At 44.1% G+C, this 18,172-nt stretch carries 19 protein-coding genes; 16 read left to right on the top strand and 3 right to left on the bottom strand.

Going from position 1 to position 18,172, the window contains the following annotated elements; translation table 11 throughout:
- Positions 1 to 24: 24 nt before the first annotated feature.
- Positions 25 to 3,093, bottom strand: coding sequence for a PVC-type heme-binding CxxCH protein (locus AC23P2_RS11545; protein ID WP_487773334.1), 3,069 nt, complete (start codon positions 3,091 to 3,093; stop codon positions 25 to 27).
- Positions 3,094 to 3,688: 595 nt separating this feature from the next.
- Here AC23P2_RS11545 and AC23P2_RS11550 point away from each other — a divergent pair.
- Genes AC23P2_RS11550 through AC23P2_RS11560 form a run of 3 tightly spaced genes read left to right on the top strand, consistent with a single transcriptional unit; the run spans position 3,689 to position 5,228 of the window.
- Positions 3,689 to 4,531, top strand: a complete 843-nt coding sequence (locus tag AC23P2_RS11550; protein ID WP_487773335.1) for a hypothetical protein — start codon at positions 3,689 to 3,691, stop codon at positions 4,529 to 4,531.
- A gap of 10 nt (positions 4,532 to 4,541) precedes the next feature.
- Positions 4,542 to 4,907 (top strand): VOC family protein, encoded by a 366-nt coding sequence (locus tag AC23P2_RS11555; protein WP_487773336.1) that lies wholly within the window; start codon positions 4,542 to 4,544, stop codon positions 4,905 to 4,907.
- Positions 4,908 to 4,925: 18 nt separating this feature from the next.
- Entirely contained in the window at positions 4,926 to 5,228 is a 303-nt protein-coding gene (locus tag AC23P2_RS11560) for a DUF1330 domain-containing protein (protein ID WP_487773337.1), read from the top strand.
- 56 nt (positions 5,229 to 5,284) lie between these two features.
- Here AC23P2_RS11560 and AC23P2_RS11565 read toward each other — a convergent pair whose 3' ends face one another.
- Positions 5,285 to 6,148 carry an SDR family oxidoreductase gene (locus AC23P2_RS11565; RefSeq protein ID WP_487773338.1) on the bottom strand — a complete coding sequence of 288 codons (864 nt, stop codon included), beginning with the start codon at positions 6,146 to 6,148 and terminating at the stop codon, positions 5,285 to 5,287.
- Positions 6,149 to 6,245: 97 nt separating this feature from the next.
- Between AC23P2_RS11565 and AC23P2_RS11570 the strand changes: the two genes are divergently transcribed.
- From AC23P2_RS11570 to AC23P2_RS11585, 4 genes are all read left to right on the top strand, one after another.
- On the top strand, positions 6,246 to 6,623 hold the full coding sequence (locus AC23P2_RS11570; RefSeq protein ID WP_487773339.1) for a winged helix-turn-helix transcriptional regulator: 378 nt from the start codon (positions 6,246 to 6,248) through the stop codon (positions 6,621 to 6,623).
- Between the two features lie 159 nt (positions 6,624 to 6,782).
- Positions 6,783 to 7,259, top strand: a complete 477-nt coding sequence (locus tag AC23P2_RS11575; RefSeq protein ID WP_487773340.1) for a (2Fe-2S)-binding protein — start codon at positions 6,783 to 6,785, stop codon at positions 7,257 to 7,259.
- Entirely contained in the window at positions 7,243 to 9,414 is a 2,172-nt protein-coding gene (locus AC23P2_RS11580; RefSeq protein ID WP_487773341.1) for a xanthine dehydrogenase family protein molybdopterin-binding subunit, read from the top strand. Before AC23P2_RS11575 ends, AC23P2_RS11580 begins: the two co-directional genes overlap by 17 nt.
- Before the next feature lie 154 nt (positions 9,415 to 9,568).
- A complete protein-coding gene (locus AC23P2_RS11585; RefSeq protein WP_487773342.1) occupies positions 9,569 to 10,378 on the top strand; it encodes an SDR family oxidoreductase in 810 nt (269 codons plus the stop codon).
- Positions 10,379 to 10,605: 227 nt separating this feature from the next.
- Here AC23P2_RS11585 and AC23P2_RS11590 read toward each other — a convergent pair whose 3' ends face one another.
- On the bottom strand, positions 10,606 to 10,974 hold the full coding sequence (locus tag AC23P2_RS11590; protein WP_487773343.1) for a winged helix-turn-helix transcriptional regulator: 369 nt from the start codon (positions 10,972 to 10,974) through the stop codon (positions 10,606 to 10,608).
- A gap of 122 nt (positions 10,975 to 11,096) precedes the next feature.
- Between AC23P2_RS11590 and AC23P2_RS11595 the strand changes: the two genes are divergently transcribed.
- From AC23P2_RS11595 to AC23P2_RS11635, 9 genes are all read left to right on the top strand, one after another.
- A complete protein-coding gene (locus AC23P2_RS11595) occupies positions 11,097 to 11,891 on the top strand; it encodes an SDR family oxidoreductase (protein WP_487773344.1) in 795 nt (264 codons plus the stop codon).
- Positions 11,892 to 11,919: 28 nt separating this feature from the next.
- On the top strand, positions 11,920 to 12,237 hold the full coding sequence (locus AC23P2_RS11600) for a nuclear transport factor 2-like protein (RefSeq protein ID WP_487773345.1): 318 nt from the start codon (positions 11,920 to 11,922) through the stop codon (positions 12,235 to 12,237).
- A gap of 44 nt (positions 12,238 to 12,281) precedes the next feature.
- The gene (locus tag AC23P2_RS11605) at positions 12,282 to 13,190 is read left to right on the top strand and encodes a helix-turn-helix domain-containing protein (RefSeq protein WP_487773346.1); all 909 of its coding nucleotides are present in this window, start codon (positions 12,282 to 12,284) and stop codon (positions 13,188 to 13,190) included.
- Between the two features lie 128 nt (positions 13,191 to 13,318).
- On the top strand, positions 13,319 to 14,140 hold the full coding sequence (locus AC23P2_RS11610) for an alpha/beta fold hydrolase (RefSeq protein ID WP_487773347.1): 822 nt from the start codon (positions 13,319 to 13,321) through the stop codon (positions 14,138 to 14,140).
- Between the two features lie 185 nt (positions 14,141 to 14,325).
- Entirely contained in the window at positions 14,326 to 15,159 is an 834-nt protein-coding gene (locus tag AC23P2_RS11615; protein WP_487773348.1) for an alpha/beta hydrolase family protein, read from the top strand.
- Between the two features lie 123 nt (positions 15,160 to 15,282).
- Positions 15,283 to 15,675, top strand: a complete 393-nt coding sequence (locus AC23P2_RS11620; RefSeq protein ID WP_487773349.1) for a DUF1398 domain-containing protein — start codon at positions 15,283 to 15,285, stop codon at positions 15,673 to 15,675.
- A 141-nt stretch (positions 15,676 to 15,816) separates the two neighbouring features.
- Entirely contained in the window at positions 15,817 to 16,914 is a 1,098-nt protein-coding gene (locus AC23P2_RS11625; protein WP_487773350.1) for a redoxin domain-containing protein, read from the top strand.
- A gap of 455 nt (positions 16,915 to 17,369) precedes the next feature.
- Positions 17,370 to 17,666: a type II toxin-antitoxin system TacA family antitoxin gene (locus tag AC23P2_RS11630; protein ID WP_487773351.1), complete on the top strand. Its 297-nt coding sequence runs from the start codon at positions 17,370 to 17,372 to the stop codon at positions 17,664 to 17,666.
- Positions 17,659 to 18,153, top strand: a complete 495-nt coding sequence (locus tag AC23P2_RS11635) for a GNAT family N-acetyltransferase (protein WP_487773352.1) — start codon at positions 17,659 to 17,661, stop codon at positions 18,151 to 18,153. The genes AC23P2_RS11630 and AC23P2_RS11635 overlap by 8 nt, the downstream gene beginning before the upstream one ends.
- Positions 18,154 to 18,172 lie beyond the last annotated feature (19 nt).

The raw sequence follows: 18,172 nt of genomic DNA on the forward strand, positions 1-18,172 counted from the left end.
TCTTCAATCAAGTAGCACCACCACCTACTTCGTTTTCAACAAGAATCCCAAAAGCGCGTAGAAATCCTTTTCTGGAATGGTATTTCTGAATTGGTCGGGCATGAGTGTATATTTAGAGGCTTTGTAGTCTTTGATGTCATTTTTCGCCACCGAAAACTCCTGTCCAGCATTGTTGGCAAAAATCATCGTTTGCCCTTCCGTGCGGCGGTAAAGTCCCGTCATGGTTTGGCCGTTGTTGAGCGTAATGTTATAATTTCGAAACGCCTCCGAGATGTTCCGATTGGGGTCTAATATCTTTTCAGCCAGTGCTTTTTTACCCCAATTACCGATGCCGTCTAGCTGCGGGCCAATCAACCCACCCGCACCTTTGATTTGGTGACACGAACTGCAATTTTGTACAAACACATTTCTACCCGCCTCGGCCGTTACCTTCGACGACTCAAACCCCGCCAAACGCGCCTGAATCAGCTGTTGTCGCTCTTCAAATTCATTGGCACTGCCAGCCGTCAATTCGTTGAGCAAAGCTTGTTGCTTAGGCGTCATCTTAGAGGCCAGACGCTCTTTCACCGCCCCTTCCCTGACCACGTCCACGTTGATTTCTTCTTCTTTTAACGCATTGAGCAATTGGTCAATGCCCGACTCGGAGTTGGCCAATGCCGCCGCAATCACCCCTTGTAAGCTACGTGCTCCCCCGTTCAGTCCTTTTCGCAGCCATCCGTTTACTTCGAGCGTATGGGTACGAGTCAGTACCCCCACCAGTTTTTCCCGCAACGCTACCTTTTCCGAACGTTCCAAAAACACCCCACCAATCAGCGGCGTGTACGCGGAAGCATCGGTACTCATGAGCGCACTGGCAGCCGCTACCCGCACTCGGTCGTCGGCTTGGGTATTTTTGAACAAACGAAGCACCGACGGCTCCAAAGATTTGCTCTTAAACTCACCCGCGACCTCAGCCGCTTGCACCCGACGCGCCAATTGCTGCGCCGTTTCTTTTTCCACCAACGGTTGTTCCAAATACTGCTTTGCCAATGTTGTCCCCCACTCTTGCATACGGCTAGTCACCGTTTTTCCTCCCTGCGCCAGCCCTCTTCGCAGTGCGTTATAAAACGCAAATTTCCCCTCGTGGTTGTCTGCGTAACGTTTTTCCAAAGAGCCAATGGTTTCGTTGAGCGCAGGGGCATCCGTGTAACGAGCGGTGTATTCCAGGTATTTTGCCAACTCCTCGGTAGGTAATGAGCGTTGGGTAGCATATTCCAACACAAAGGATGCCACTTCGGGCGAGGGAATGTCCACCGCAGCTTTGCTTAAAATAGTCCGTTGGGCCTCGCTCCAAGTGGCACTTGCCACCTGACGAATCATGCCTTTTGCGGCCAAATTTGTACGTATAGCTAGCAGGGTTGTATATTTCAAATGCGAATCTTCGTCGCTGGTTTGTTGGTACAAGTCCGCCAAAGGAGCGATATTTTTCAAAGCAGGAAAATGAGTCAAAACCTCGGCCGCTACTCGGCGCACAAAAGGGTCTTTATCGGCCAATGCCCCCACTGCCAACACCTGATGGGCATCGCTAATGGCCGCCGACTCCGCCAACACGCGGTATCCGTGTACTTGCACCAGCGGGTCGGGATGGTGCAAGGCTTTTTCCAAGGCCGAAACGGGCAGGGCGTTCAAGCGATGAAGTATCCAAAGTCCCTGCACAAACACCTTCGCATCGGTCGTGGCTGAGGCCATCAACTGCGACACAGGCGGGATAGCCTTTTCTTTCCAGCCATCCACCAAACGATCCGCTATTTTTAGACGGACGTTCAGTTGGGGATGGCTCAACCCCGCCACCAACTCGTCGATAGAGGCTTTTGACCAATCTTTAAAAGGGGGTTGGACAGAGCTGCCTTTGTAAGTAATCCGCCAAATACGCCCGCTGGTGCGGTCACGGCCTGGGTGATTGAGCGGTACTTCGTAGTGCCCAATGATTCGATTGTAGAAATCAGCAATATAGAGCGCTCCGTCGGGGCCTACTTTCACATCCACGGGGCGGAACCATGGGTCGTCGCTGACCAAAAAATCAGCTTCTTTGTGCGCCACGGGTGTCGAACCATTGTAGGTAATGGTATTGCGGTTGATGCGGCACGTAACCACATCGCCGTTGTAAAAGCTGTTACGGTATTCGGCAGGAAACTGCTCGCCAATGTAATACGCCAGGCCCGAAAGTGCCGTTGAGCCTAGTTCGTAGCTCATCATTTCGGGGCCAAAACCAATTCCCGTTGGCTTCTTGCCAAAATGCGGATAATCAGCACCTTTGATGAGTTGGTAAATGGGTTTTGAGTGACAATCGACGGAATACAAAAACCCGCGTTCGTCGTAGGCGTATCCAAACGGATTGACACGCCCATAGGTAGTTTGTTCTACGCGACTGCCGTCGGTGCGAAAACGGAAGGTATTTCCCGACACCATCGTCACCGAATCTCCGTCCGTTCCCGCAATTTTAGAGGTGTTGGTAAACCCGTGGCACGAGTGCATCCAACCGTCAAACCCCCGCACAAAATTGCTCACCATGCCGTGGGTATCTTTGTAGCCAAACTCCCCCAAAACCACTTTGCGGCGGTCGGCTTTGCCGTCGTTGTTGGTATCCGTAAAATGATACACGTTAGGAATGCTGTACGCAATCGCACCGTCAGTTACGGGCATGATGCCGATAGGGATATTGAGGCCATCCTGAAAATCGGTAAATTTATCGGCTTTGCCATCGCCGTTGGTATCTTCCAAAATGGTGATTTTATCTTTCCCGCCCCCCGAAACCGCAGGCATGGGGTAATCGAGCGAGTGCGAAACCCACAGCCGCCCACGGTCGTCGAACTCCATATTGATGGGCTTGGCAATCTGCGGCTCGGAGGCAAAAAGCGTTATTTCAAAACCTGGCGGCAACCTAAAGCCTCGCCGCTCTTGCTCGGGCGTTCTGAAATCGGTGGTACGTACGTGGTCGGCAAATTTGTCTTTAGAGATTACTTGTTTCTGGGGAACGTTGCACCCTTGGGCGTACAACAACAGGGCGGTGCAGACCAAGAAGGAGCTACGCTGAAACGGAACCGTGTTTTTCATTTGGCAGGAAGAAGGAATTTAGAAAAGAGTGGAGCAGATTTGTTATTAAAATGAAAAACCTGCTCTTTTTTACCCAAAATCCTTTTGTTTTTTCAGGGAATAGTTAAAATTGTTGCAGCAAAGGGGATAGGAAGTACCTTATAAATTTTTGTATATTTGGCTTCGGGGAAAGATGCCACCCCCATGGGGCTTTGGGATGGCCTTTATCCCTTTTTTTCTACTAAGATTTAGCCTCGCTGAGGCTACTTTTTTAATGCGTTTAACCTGACCAGACCAAGAGTAAAAATTTTGGGTTTGGCACATGCCAAATGACCCAGGCATTATTGGCGTTGACCTTTGCAGTAGCGTGAGAACCAACGGAAAACTCGACAAACAAAAACTTGAAGATTTTTTTAACGCCATCGGGTAAAAAAATAGTATTCGTAAGGCGCTTTTAAAGTCCCGTAGCCTCAATAACATCTGTTAAAAAGAATCAGCTCGTGTTGAACTTTTGGGAAACTCGAAGGAAAACATGTAATTAAAAACTTATCAAAGGGATAGGCGTTTATTTACCAGCAATGGATAAGATCACTATAGAGAATAACTTTCGAGTATTATGATAAAAAAGCTATTTTTCATTTTATCAGTAGGAATTTGGGACTTGCCTGCCAACGGACAAGACTTTGCTAGCTACATAAGAAACAACGCCGTGAGAACAGATTCACTAGCCACATCCAACAATCAAGTATATAACCTTTTAAGTGGTTTTAAGCTTATCATGATTGGTGAAATGCACGGCACAAACGAACCTGCAAAGTTGGTCACTCAATTAGCCGATATTTTTACAAGCCATAATGATAGTGTTCAAATTGGGCTTGAAATTCCAGCCCAATTAATGAACCAATACCTTAATAATCAAACGGATGAAAATATTTACACCTCTGAGTTTTTTGCAAAAAGTTCTCAAGATGGTAGAGCATCCCACGCTTGGGCGGAGATAATTTCTAAGCTGAATCAAGATTCAAAAATTAAAATCTTCTTCTACGACATAGATTCCAATGAAAGTGTAGTATCAGCGGACAGCTTAATGTATTTGAAAATCAAGAAGCAAATCAAGTTATTTCCTCATTGGAAAACCATCACGTTAAGCGGCAATATCCATAATATGATTTTACCCTATAGAGATACTCCTAAGATGGCTCTGTATCTTATGAAAGACGAAGAGTTAAATATTTCTAAGAAAATATGTTCGCTAAACCATTTCTACCAGAGCGGCACAATGCTAAACAACACAGGTAATAGACTAAAAATGAGGGAGATAAACAATGAGCCATCCATTTATTCACAATCAGTAGACTTTTATAGCTATTTGTTACTATTTCCAGAAAACCATACAGAAAGATACAATGGAATTTACTTCACACGGACAGTATCTGCGGCTAAAATAGTGAATCATTAATTCTAATGTCATGAAAATAAGACTTCAAGAAATTGAGCTGGGCACTAACGACCCCACCAAAAGTAAATCATTTTATCGCTCCATTTTGGGACTTGAGGCATCAGTAGAACAAGCAGAGCTCAACGTTTTTAACTCGGGAGTGGCAGGAATCGACTTTAATACATCAACACATTTCTCTGCCCAAACTACCGTAACGAGTTTTTTGACTGATAATTTACAAGAGTTGATGGAAAGGCTCTCTAGTCATAAAATTGTTTTTAGCGAGCCAAAAAAATCGCATTTGGGGATGCTTTCGATTGAATTTAATGACCCAGACGGTTATTTAATTCGAGTGAATCAGCCGACCGCAGAGTCCCCTGATTGGTTAAAAGTTTAGCAACAAATAAACTAAGAAATGATACACATCACTCAACTTATTTACGTCATTGAAGGCCAAGAGGCTGTTTTTGATGAGTTTGAAAGCGTGGCCATCCCTACCATTGCTAAGTACAATGGTCGCCTTTTGTTTAGGGTACGCCCTCCCAAAGAAAGCTTTATTGAGGTGCAAATCGACCCTCCTTACGAAATCCATTTGGTGGAGTTTGACGCCCACGAAGACTTCCAAAATTTCATGAAAGACGAAGACCGTAAAAAGATTTTGCACCTCAAAGAGCAATCCATCAAGGCATCTGTGCTCTATTTGGGACAAAAATTGTAACAAAAACGGGTCAAGCAACATGTATTCTGCTTGACCCGTTTCAAGGCATCGAAGTCTTAATTTAACAATGAACCCATGCCAAATGCGGTAATTGTTTTTTCATATTCTACCTGTACCGCTTCGTTGGCTGCCTCTACAATGTAACCCGTTGATGGATCAACGACCGTTCTGAGGGGGCGTTCGCCTTTGGGTAAGTTTATTAGCGTTACTACGGCATCGGCTACTTCTTGCGGATTTGGTTTGGTGGTTTCAAATAATTGGGCCAAACCACTCCCCATCTGGTTCGGAATTTCGGCCAATGCGCCGTATCCTGCCACGACCGACTCATCCGAACCCGTTCTGACTTTGTGCAAAATGTCCGTCGGGAAGGCACCAGGCTGAATAATCGCTACGTCCACGCCCAACTGTTTTACTTCGTAGTGTAGTCCTTCGCTCAACCCTTCTAAGCCAAATTTGGCAGCGCTATAGACTGTCATAAACGGAAACGCAAATCGTCCCGCACCGCTTGAGATATTCACGATGAGTCCGTCGGCTTGTTGACGCATGACGGGCAAAACGGCTTTCATCAATCGCCAGTATGCCACCACATGCAAGCCAAACATTTCTTCTACGTCGGTCGTCGTAAAGCTTTCGGCCACACCCGCAGCTCCAAAACCTGCATTGTTGACCAACACATCAATGCGTCCCTCGGCCGCAATAATTGAATCTACCGCCTTTTTTACGCTGACATCGTCCGTCAGCGTAACATCTAGCACCGTAATGTTTTCAACCTGTGAAAGTGCTTTTGCCTTTTCGGCATTCTTTGATGCGGTATCTCGCATCGTAGCATATACCTTGTGACCTAGTCCTGCTAACGTGTTGGCTGTCAACCAACCAAATCCACTGTTTGTGCCAGTGATTAATACAACTTTGTTGCTCATTTGAAGTAATAATTTTAAAAAGTACGCTGCAAATGTGGTGACATTTTGTAACTTTGTGTCATAAGGTAATAGTTTATTTTAATCTACCAATTTACCAATGAGTCAGCTTGTGACAATTAAGAAACCAGCCACTTGTGTGTCGGACAACGACACTTGCACCGCCTCTATGAGGGCTATTCAAGACATTATGGACGTATTGGGCGGAAAATGGAAAATCTCCATCGTTACCTGCCTCTGTTTTAGTCCAAGAAGGTTTAGCGAGTTATTAAAACTGGTGGACGGTATCTCTGGGAAGGTATTGAGCCGCGAGTTGAAAGACCTAGAAATGAACAAATTGATTTCGAGAACAGTCAAAGATACCCAGCCCATTTCAGTAGAATACGCTATTACCGAATACGGCAATTCCTTCAAAGAACTCATTCAGATTATGTCTGAATGGGGCGTAAAACACCGAAAAGAAATTATCGGAAAATAATCGCCTCGGCGCTGCTACCGCTGCGAGCCTCCGCAACTTCTATGGTGCGTAGCAGCTCTTTTCTTTCTGGCTACAACAATGTGCCTTTTGGCTACATCTTTCTCATTATTTTTTTTGAACCTTGCAGTGATAGAAAAATGACTTCTCAATTGAATCACTATGCAACTTTCACTAACCATCAATAACAAGCCTACGGTTTTGGATGTCGAGCCCGACATGCCTTTACTTTGGCTCATTCGCGATGAAGCCCAGCTTAAAGGCACAAAGTTTGGCTGTGGCAAAGCCCTGTGCGGCGCTTGCTCCCTGTACGTTGACGGCGACCTAATTCGCTCGTGTTCGTATCCTGCCCAACTGGCCAATGGCAAAAAAATAACCACCATTGAGGGGCTTTCGGAAGACGAAACCCACTTGCACCCCGTACAGCAGGCATGGCTGGAGGTTCAAGTTCCCCAATGCGGCTACTGCCAATCGGGTTTTATGATGGCGGCAGCTAAGCTTTTGGAGGAAAACCCCAACCCCACAGTTGATGACATCAAAAACGGTATCTCCAACATCTGTCGGTGTGGTACTCATCCTCGCATTATTAAAGCAATTCTTTTGGCGGCAAAACTGAAAACCGATGGAAAACAAGGATAAAAAACCTAAAAAAGGATTTTCGAGAAGAAAATTTTTGGCCATTTCTGGTTCGGGCGTAGCAGGAACGTTGGCCTTGCTCTATTTCGGACGAGGAGCCATTAGAAGAAAAATAAGTGACGTCACTTCAGAAATGGACATTCCAGCAGATGTCTCAGATTTTGACCCCAAGTTGTGGTTTGAAGTCAATGCCGACAATACCATTACCCTAAAATCGCCCAAAGCCGAGATGGGACAGGGAATCTTTACGGGCTTTGCCATGCTTGCCGCCGAGGAACTGGACATTGCAGTGGAGAAAATTAAGGTTGTTCATGCCAACTCCTTAAACGGACTTCTCTCAAACACGGGGGGAAGCAATAGCACCTCTTCTTTTTATGTCACCATCCGAGAAGTGGCCGCTACCCTGCGAGAAACCCTTAAACTTCAGGCGTCGAAATTGTGGAATATTCCCGTTGCTTCCATCACAACCAACGACGGAGTGTTGACGGCTGGTGATAAGCAATTATCGTATGCCGACTTGGCCAAACAAATTACCACATGGGAAACGACCGAAACACCCGCGTTACGACCGTCTTCACAGTTCAAATACGTTGGGAAACAACAAAAACGAATTGATTTACCCGATAAAGTCCTTGCCAAACCGATTTACGGCATTGATACTACCTTGCCCAATATGGTCTATGGCGCGGTGCTTTATTCTCCCTATGTTAAAGGAACGCTCAAAAGTGCCGATACCAGTGGTGCAAAAAATTCGGCGGGTGTACTAAAGATTGTAGAAGAAACAAACTGGATTGGCGTGGTGGCCACGTCTCGCTACGCCGCACAAACGGCGGTGGAGAGAATCAAGGCGGAGTGGGACTACAACCCCAACGTTTCTACCAAAGACCTGGACAAATTGATAACAGTTGGAAACGGCAAAAAGGTCAATATCCAAAACGATGGCGACACAAACAGCGTACCCGATGAGGTGCTAACGGCCGAATTTCGTACGCCAATTGGTTTTCACGGCAATTTAGAGCCTTCCATTGTCGTCGCTGATTATAAAGACAACAAAATAACGCTTTACGCCTCTTTTCAAAATCCTGCCTATTTACAAACTTCCGTTGCGGAGGCTTTAGACCTTAAAACCGAGGACGTTACCATTATGCCAACGTACATGGGAGGAGGATTTGGCCGAAAGGCATTTAAGAGCAACGCCGTAGAGGCCGCCAAACTATCAAAGGCCGTCGGGAAGCCCGTTCACTTGCTTGCTACCCGTCAGCAAGAGTTTCAAAACGGGTACGTAAGGCCCAATACCCACCACGTTTTAAAAGGGAAAGTGAGTAAAGACGGCAAAATTTTGGCCTTTGAACACCACCTTGCCACGGGTCCAATGATATTTAACTCCGTCCCTGCTATAGCCGAAACAATCTTAGGTGCTGACTTTATCGTGGCAGGACACGGCGCGCGGTGTGCGTACCATGTTCCCAACGTCAAAACCACGGTATGGCACAACAACCTACCCTTTGAAACCAGTATATGGCGGGGGGTGGGAATGTTTGCTAACACGTTTGCCATCGAAAGTTTTATGGATGAATTGGCGCATAAAGCAGGAGTTAATCCTCTGAAGTTGAGAATCGATCACTGCGACGACACGCCGCAATTGGTTCGTCGGAAAAAGTTGCTCGAAATCATTGGCGAAAAATCAGGCTGGCACTTACCAAAGTCGGAAGGGATTGGCCGTGGCTTGGCAGTATGCGATGACCGCAAAACGGTTTCAGCGGCGGTGGTAGAAGTAAAAATAGTCGATGGTGCCATTAAGATTGTGAAAGTGATACAAGCCATTGACCCTGGCAAAATCATTAACCCCGACGGCATCAATCAGCAAGTAGAAGGTGCTACCATGATGGCCATCAGTGCCAGCCTCTACGAACAAGGCACGGTAGAAAATGGGCAATTTGTGCAAACCAATTTCCACAATTACCAAGTAGTCAGGCTCAGCGATACGCCCGAAATAGAGGTTATCTTACACGAAGGTTCTGAGGTACCTTCTGGGGTTGGAGAGCCTCCGCTTTCCCCCATTGCCCCCGCCATTGCCAATGCGGTTTTTGACTTGACAGGTAAGCGTTTGAGATCACTGCCCTTGCAATTGGCGCTCCAAAACGCATCAAATCAATAAAGTTTTTCATTTTTCCAAAGCTATAAGGTTTCTAAAACCTTATAGCTTTTTTTATTAAAAATACTTCTTCCTTTTTGACTACAACAAACCGACTTTTAGCTACATCCATTTGCGGGTTAGTGCTGACCTTTGCATTAACAAAACACGCAAACAAATGGACTTAAAAAACAGCACAATTCTTATCACAGGAGGCACAAGTGGAATCGGTTTGGAATTTGTAAAACAATTGACTGAGATAGGGTCAACTATCATTGTTACAGGCAGAAAACTGGATGCTCTTAACGAAACAAAAAAACAATTTCCCAACGTACATACTTTCCAAAGTGATGTAAGTAATCCGAAGGATATTGAGAAATTATACAAAGAAGTTACGCTCCAATTTCCCGATTTGAATATCCTCATCAATAACGCAGGTTTGATGCGTTTAATCAATGTACGAGACCAATCATTAGACTTGGAAAATATCAACCGCGAAATCGCTACTAATCTTTCGGGAATGGTTCAGATGGTGCATCAATTTTTACCCCATTTATTGAAACAAAAATCCGCAGCCATTGTCAACGTTTCATCGGGGATAGCCTTTATGAGCTACTCGGCAGCACCCATTTATAGCGCAACCAAAGCAGGGGTTCGCGCCTACACCCAATCCTTACGATTACAATTAGAAGATACCCATGTAAAGGTATTTGAAATGATTCCGCCAGGGGTAAAAACAAAATTGCAAGACGATTGGGTAAAACAGCCTAACGAAAGCATGATGATGAACGCAGACGACATGGTAAAAGTGGCGATTAACGGTATGCTAAAAGACAAAAAGGAATTGAAACCCTTTGCAATCAACATTATCAAATTAGCCAGCAGACTAATGCCCAATGTGTTGTTAAACTTTGGACACCGCGAATTTAAAGAGATTAAAAAGCTTAAAAACAACCAAAAACTACAGGTTGAACGCATTAAAATATAGGGTCGCTATTGATTGCTCCAGAGGAGCTACCTCTTAGTAGAAAAATGAATCAAATCCACCACAAAGCCCCATCGGGGCGGCCGACGCTCGGAAAAGATGTCACCCCGATGGGGCTTTTGGGTGACCTTTATCCCTTTTTTTCTACTAAGATTTCGCCTCGCTGAGGCTGCTTTTTTTAATGCGTTTAACCTGCAACAACTATGAAAAAGATGTTTTTGGGCAGTTTACTATTGGCTTTCGTTCGTCAGCCGTTTTAAAATAACCGACCGTAAATGATCTTCATTGGTGTCGCCCCATTGACCCAAAGCTGAAATCACGGGGATGATCGTTTGACCCAACTCTGTAAGTCGGTATTCCACTTTGGGCGGAAGAACTGGAAAAATTTCTTTAGTGACCAACCCGTGGTCTTCCAGTTCTTTCAACTGAATATTCAATACCCGTCTGGTTGCATCGGGGATTTTGCGTTGCAGTTCGCTTGGTCGTTGATGCCCTTCACTGATAAACCATAACAAACGGATTTTCCATTTGCCATACAGCACTTCGCCAATCAAGTCTAAACCGCAGTTTAGGCTTGGTAAAATTTTTCTTTCATACATACTACAAAATTAGACCTATGCTCCAAATCGTACAATAGGGGAAAAATTTATCCCTATCCGAATCGTATTTCCGTAATTGCTTCACCTGAATGTATGTCTGAAATTTGCACAAAAAAGAATCAATGAAACAGGATTTTGATTTCAATAATGAGCTATCAGGCAGAATTGCATTGGTAACAGGTGGAACAAAAGGAGCTGGAAAGGCCATCGCTGAACGCCTCTCGAAGGCAGGTGCCACCGTAATAATCACGGCACGAAATGCCCCCGAAGTACCCAACGAAGCACTGGATTTTATCTCGGCGGATTTAAGCCAACCCTTAGGAACCCAAAAAGTAGTGAATGAAGTATTGGCAAGATATGGCCGATTAGACATCTTGGTCAACAACCTAGGTGGCTCCGACACCTCAGGAGGTGGCTTTGCGGCTTTGAGTGACGACGACTGGGAGCAAACGCTCCAAAGCAATTTGCTTGCCCCCGTGAGGTTAGATAGAGGATTTTTACCACAAATGATCACACGCGGAAACGGAGTAATTATTCACATTGCTTCCATTCAAGGCAAATTACCTTTATACGATTCGACCTTGCCTTATGCCGCCGCCAAAGCAGGACTAATCAATTACAGTAAAAGCCTATCCAATGAAGTTTCCCCAAAAGGTGTTAGGGTACTGACAGTTTCACCTGGCTGGATCATGACAAGCGCTTCCACCAGAATGATGGAACGCATCGCCGCAAGTTCAAACAGCACCATTGAGCAAGCCACCCAAAGCGTCATGGATGCCTTAGGTGGAATCCCCTTCGGCAGGCCTGCCCAACCCGAAGAAGTAGCCGAACTCGTTGGCTTTTTGGTCTCACCCAGAGCTAATTATCTCACTGGCACCGAATTTGTCATCGACGGCGGCACCATCCCAACGATTTAATATTTATCCACTATAATCAATTAAAAGTATGAGTAATTTACCAGAAGTAGTAGCCCATTTAATAAAAGCACAAAACAATTTTGACAGCGTTGCGTATGCCAATTGTTTTGCCGAAACGGCCGTCGTTTTTGACGAAGGAAGAACACACAAAGGAAAAACAGAAATTAGGAATTGGATAAAAAAAGCCAATGATACCTATAAAGCAGTCATGCGACCACGTGAGTATTCAGCAAACACCCAGACGTTAAAGGCAGAGATTTCGGGTACTTTCCCTGGCAGCCCGCTTGTATTGACCTATCGGTTCGATATTAAAAATGACCAGATTCATTCCTTAAAAATCGGCTGAGATTAGAACAGCTATGCTACAACGCGTGGCAAGAGAGCAAAAGTATGCTTAAATTGCCACGCAGTAGCAGCCGAAAACTATCATCTACAACCCAATCAAAAGAACGAAAAACGTTACAAGCAATGCTCAAAGAATTTTCATTAAAGCAATTTGGCAACCTTCGTTCTTTGGATAGCGAAATCAGCGAAAGTGTGCTACAATCCATCGAAGAGCACATAAAAATTCTTTTTTTGCCCAAAAACACGGCGATTCAAGTTGACTTCCAACACTTCCTCTTGGACTCGGATGCACTGCTCTTTATTAACCCTAAAGTAGTGATACAATTCTCTCAAAATGAGTACAATAAAGAAGTATTATTGCACTTTAACCGAGATTTTTATTGCGTCGAAATTCACGACCAAGAAGTGGCCTGCGACGGGATTTTGTACAATAATGTGTTTGAAGTTCCTTTCATTAAGCTAAGTGACGACCAATCGTCGGCCATGCAGGCAATCATTAGAGAGATACAACATGAGATGGAAAACGACGATGCCAGCACCGAAGAAATGTTACGGATTTTGCTCAAACTTATTATTCTCAAGTCCACAAGAACTTGGAAAGAACAACATCAATTGGCTGAAAATGAACAACATGCTGATGTGCAATTTTTGAGGAAATTTAGCAAACTGGTAGAGCAGCATTACAAAACCCACCATACGGTTGCAGATTATGCCGATATACTTTCTATTACGCCCAAAAATCTCAGCAAAAAAATAGGATTACTTAGCAAAGACACCCCCAACGACATCATCAAAAACCGAATCATCCTCGAAAGCAAGCGCCTTTTGGCCCACACGTCATTATCGGTCAAGGAGATTGCGTACAGCCTAAATTACGAGGACGACGCTTATTTTGTTCGGTTCTTCACCAAACACACGGGAATTTCCCCTACATCGTTCCGAAAACAGTTCTGATTTTGTCATTTTTTAATGATTGAGGCAAAATGTGCAATTCAAGGCGAAGTTTGTCCATTGATGGCCATCGCTTTTTGAAAGACCTTTGCATCATCAAATCAATCATTAACCATTTGACAATCAAAACAATGAACAAGCTAACAGTAAAAGACGGAACTGAAATTTATTTCAAAGATTTAGGCCAAGGACAACCCATTTTTTTCCACCACGGATGGCCATTATCTTCTGACGATTGGGATGCCCAAATGATGTTTTTCTTAGAAAAAGGGTTTAGAGTAATCGCTCACGACCGCCGTGGCCACGGGCGCTCTACCCAAACCTACCAAGGCAACGATATGGACACCTATGCAGCCGACGTAGCAGAACTTACCGAATTTTTAGACCTTAAAAACGCCATTCACATTGGGCATTCTACGGGAGGTGGCGAGGCCATACGATATGCCGCCAAATACGGCAAAGACCGAGTAGCTAAAGTGGTATTGATCAGCGCAATTACTCCCTACATGATTGCCGACGAAAGAAATCCTGACGGTGTACCTTTGGAAGTATTTGATAACATTCGCCACAATACCCAACACAACCGCGCTCAGTTTTACCAAGACATTACTTTTCCCTTTTTTGGATATAACCGCGAAGGCGCAGTAGTGAAAAAAGGCATCCAAGACAATTGGTGGAGACAAGGAATGATGGGGGGAATCAAAGCGCAGTACGATTGTGTCAAGGTATTCTCTGAAACAGATTTCACCGAAGATTTAAAAAGTGTGGACATCCCAGTTTTGGTACTCCACGGCGACGACGACCAGATTGTTCCCTATGCTACCACTGCCGTAAAAGCCCACGAACTTTTGAAAAACGGAACCCTGATTATCTATCCAGGCTTTTCGCACGGTATGCCTACCACCGAAGCCGAAACCATCAACAACGACATTTTAAAGTTCATCAATTCTTAACGAAAAGATGCCTACAACGCCAAAAGCTCATCCACGGATGGGCTTTTGGCGTTGTAGGGCCTAAAAAAGAAAAAACTGGGTGCGAAGAACCATCTAAATTTAACAATGGCTATCGGCAACATCACAGAATACATTGCTATCTTCGTGAATTGGAAAAATCCAAACTATCATTCACCTTACACCCCATGAAGACACGCCAGAAAACCACGTTTCAACGCTACTTTCTACTATTTCTACTAGCTAATCTTACGTTTGTAAGCTATGCAGGCGGCAATCAAGCCTCTACTTACACTACCTGGAACGGCTTTGAAATGCTGGAGTTTCAATTTGAGGGCGTCGAGGCCAAAGTGGTTTTCCCCCGTCAACCCAACCAAAACAAAAACTGGATTTGGCGTACTCAGTTTTGGGCGCACGAACCACAAGTGGACATTGCCTTGTTACAAACAGGGTTTCATGTGGTGTATGTCGATGTGGTGGACTTGTACGGTGGGCCAAAATCGGTGAGCCGATTCGACGGCTTTTACAATCATTTGATTCAACGCTTCGGGCTAAATCGTAAAACGGTCTTGGAGGGGTTGAGTCGAGGTGGTTTGGATGCCTACAATTGGGCTTCGCGGAACGTGGACAAAGTATATTGTATTTACGCCGATGCCCCTGTGTGCGACATAAAAAGTTGGCCAGGCGGCTTAGGCAAGGGAAAAGGCTCAAAAAACGATTGGGAAAAATGCCTCAAAGCATACGGTTTGACAGAAACGACGGTCAATGAGTTGAAAGACAGCCCCATCAACAATTGTGTACAACTTGCGGCAGCAAAAATCCCACTCATACACGTCTGCGGCGACGCGGATGATGTCGTCCCCATTGAGGAAAATACGTATCGACTAGCCGAAACGTACCGAAACGCAGGAGGAACGATTGAACTCATCGTAAAAAAAGGCGTGGGCCATCACCCACACAGCCTAAAAGACCCCCAACCGATTGTTGATTTTATTTTAAAAAGCACTGGAAATCAAGAATAAACGGCCAACATACCTAAAAATTTTAAGCGCTTTTTGTAGAAAAACGATTTTTTACAATTACGGGGGAATGCGGTAGTGCAACTTTGCATCGTTATTTATTTCATCCTTTAAACGTACGAAACAATGTTTACCGCAGAGCAAATCAAAGCAGCCCACAGCAAAGTAAAATCAGGTGCCGACTTTCCCGCTTACATCAAAGAAATTAAGGCATTGGGCGTGACCCACTATGAAGCCTACGTCAGCGACGGGCACATTGATTACCACGGTGCCAACAACCACACCGCCAAAGTTCCTGAGAAATACGCCCCATTGGCCATTGCCGATACCGCACAAGTAGAGACGTTCAAAGCAGAACTGCTTGCGCACCAACAAGGCAAAACCGATTACCTCACTTTCATTGCGATGTGCGCCGAAACGGGAATCGAGAAATGGGAAATCTGCCTTGACAAAATGACCTGTACTTATTTTGACAAAGCAGGTGTCGAAGTTTTGGTAGAGCAAATACCACAGCTTTAGTTTCTGGAAAAAACAATTTGATAACGCGAGGCAGGGCTTCGCGTTATTTATATATAGATACGCTAGTGGATGTTGTTGTATTTTTAACTAACTTGCATATACAATATTCATACATAATAATCACTAAACCTATTTACTCCCATGAAATCTTTACCATTAGCTCTTCTGCTCCTAACTCCAATATTCCTTTGGTCGCAAAGCAACTATCGAATTGAAGGGGAAGTAAAAACGTATAAACCCACCGATAAAGCCTATGTAGGGTATTTTTTTGACAATAAAGGTCATACAGATTCCGTCCAAGTTCAAAACGGAAAATTTGTTGTTACAGGAACGATTGATCGACCACATTATGGGTGGCTTTCAGTGGGAGAAGAAACAATCCGCTTCTACTTAGAACCTGGCACTACTTTAGTAACAAGTCCTGCTTCAATCAAAGAAGCAGTGCTGATTTCGCCCATGAACATCGACCATAAGAGGCTTAAAATGGCACTTCAACCCACCGCAGACCAGTTGGAGCTCATAGAGAAACAATACGAGGCAGCTACCCCCGAACAGAAAAAGCATAAAGAGTTTACCAAGGCGTATGAAACCCAAAAGAAAGCTGTTTACAGTAAGCAGCAACATATTAAAGCACAGTTTATTAAGGAAAATACAGCCTCTATGCTAAGTCTGTGTATTTTGGATCAATATACCGATTGGTATGCCCCAGATTATGCTGAAATACAACCATTATACAACGGCCTATCAGACGAAATTAAAACCAGCATTCCAGGAAGAGATTACGAAAAAAAATTAGCGGCTATTCAAGCAATCTCTGTGGGGGCATTGGCCCCTGATTTTACCCAACCTGATACTTCAGGGAACGCTGTGACTCTGCGTAGTTTTCGAGGCAAATATGTATTGGTCGATTTTTGGGCGAGCTGGTGCGGGCCTTGCCGCGCCGAAAACCCGAATCTTGTCAAGAATTATCGTCGATACAAAAACCAGAAGTTTACCATTTTAGGCATTTCATTGGATAAACCCGACGGGAAAAATGCTTGGTTAAAAGCTATCCACAAAGACCAACTTGACTGGACGCATGTATCGGAACTAAAACAATGGAAGGCCGAAATAGTGAAACAATATGCCGTTCAAGTTATTCCACAAAATTTCCTCATCGACCCTAATGGTAAAATCATTGGAAAAAACTTACGGGGAGAACAATTAGACCAAAAACTCGCCGAAATTTTTCGACAATAAACCTTGAAAAAGGCTGTTTTCTAGGAAAGATAACACGACGCTTGGCCTTCTGTTATTTGTTCTAAGCCTTCTGGCTTGGCTTTAGGGCAGCTAGAAGGCATTCCTGTTTGTTAGAGCACCAAGTAAATGAGCACGAACAAAAAAGGCTTTATTGTGACTCTACCCAAAATATCCTCAAACCCCACGCCTTTAGGCTGGGGCTAAAAAATAGGGTAATACCAAAAGGGCTTTAGCCCTGACTTTTTTAGTGTAATAGTTGAAAGTCAGGGCTAAAGCTCTTAACAGTAGCTTCGTAACAGGAAAAATTATTGTAAACGCCATTTGATAGCATGAGGCAGATGCTCTCTAAAGAAGAGTATTTTGTAATACCAAAACAAGCTATTGTACGTAAAATATCTGTACACAAGAAGTAATTTGTACAGGTATTTTAGCACATTTACAAAAAGATTTTATTTATGAACACAACAACCAAAGAACAGGCACGATTTAACGCAAGGCTTTCAAAAGAACAAAAACATTTTTTTGAGAAAGCCGCTTACTTAGGTGGTTTTAGAAGTCTGACAGATTTTGTTATTCTGACAGTACAAGAAAAAGCGAAAGAAATAATAAAGGAAAAGGAGCAAATAATCGCTTCTGAAAAGGACAGTCAACTCTTTTTTGATGCAATCACCAACCCAAAGGCCCCCTCAAAAACCCTGAAAAGCGCTCATGAGGATTATAACACCTTCATATCAAACTCAAAAAATGATTGAGCTTTTAGACAAAAAACATAACCGAGAAGATTTTGACTGTGGGAAGGAGTTTCTAAATAATTACTTAAAAACCCAAGCTGGTCAAGACATTAAAAGGAAACTATCGGCTTGCTTTGTACTATCAGATAGAGAAACAAATGATATCCAAGGATATCATACACTTTCAAACAATAGTATTCCCCTAAGTAGTTTTCCCGAGCAAATTCGGAAGAAACTCCCAAAAGCCTACACTTCCATCCCAACTACTTTACTCGGAAGATTGGCTATTGACAGCAAATATCAAGGAAAGGGGATTGGAAAAATATTATTGATTGATGCATTGAAAAGAAGTTACCAAATTTCACAAGAAATAGGTTCATTCGCGGTTGTTGTTGACCCAATAGATGAAGAAGCCGAAAACTTTTATACGAAATATGACTTCATAAAGCTTCCTGGCAGCCAAAAAATGTTCATCGCTGTTAAAACATTAGAACAACTGTTTACCTAGAAAGTTTATCACAAAGAAA

Source organism: Runella sp. R0.1_18 (assembly GCF_057652155.1).